At 67.1% G+C, this 659-nt stretch carries 1 protein-coding gene; it reads right to left on the bottom strand.

Annotated features, from left to right (window positions below; genetic code table 11):
• Window positions 1-385 (bottom strand): helix-turn-helix domain-containing protein (locus tag DM995_RS18290; protein ID WP_198669482.1); only part of this gene is annotated, 385 nt, incomplete at its 3' end.
• Between the last annotated feature and the right edge of the window lie 274 nt (window positions 386-659).

Here is a 659-nt window from a genome sequence, read left to right as displayed (position 1 = left end):
TCTGGTGGGGCGGCGTCGCGCCCTTCCAGCGGGCGCGACGCCGCCCCACCAGACCGTGACGATCGAGGATCGCGCCCGCCGTCGAGGCCGAGGGCCAGGCCGTCGCCGGTTCCTGTCGCTCAAGCCGCGCCACGATCTTCTTCGGACCCCACAGCGGATGCGCCTCCTTCTCAGCCACGATCCGCTCGACTATCCAAGCCGGCGTCGCACGCCCGTGCCTGAGCGGCGCACGCGGCAGGTCGCGCAGACCATCAGGGCCAAGCTCCTCATAACGCCCCAGCCACTTGTAGCCCGTCTTGCGCGAGATCCCGAACGCGGCGCAAAGCCCCGTCATCGTCTCCTCCCCCTCAAGCCACCCCGCAACAAACAAAAGCCGCTCGTCCATGATGCCAGTCTCTCGCCATCCCATCGCCGGTCCTCCCGGCAAGCAAGAAAACTGTCACCCATCTATCCGGTCCATTCTGTTACCTATCTATCAGGGTCGGACAGGCCGATCCACCTCTCCCCGTTCGACGCTATCGGATTCACACATCTTCCACCTTGGGCATGATGCCGATGCGCTGCCGCGTCGCGAGGGCCCGCCGCGATAGCGCCAGGCATGCCGAGGCGATCCGCGGGCTCGATTCGAGCATCCGCGGGCCGGCGTCCAGCCTCCCTCT

It is taken from the genome of Blastomonas sp. UPD001 (assembly GCF_003426715.1).
Taxonomy (GTDB): Bacteria; Pseudomonadota; Alphaproteobacteria; order Sphingomonadales; family Sphingomonadaceae; genus Blastomonas.
Note: the sequence above shows the minus strand (reverse complement) of the source record. Positions and strands in the feature narration are given on the sequence as shown.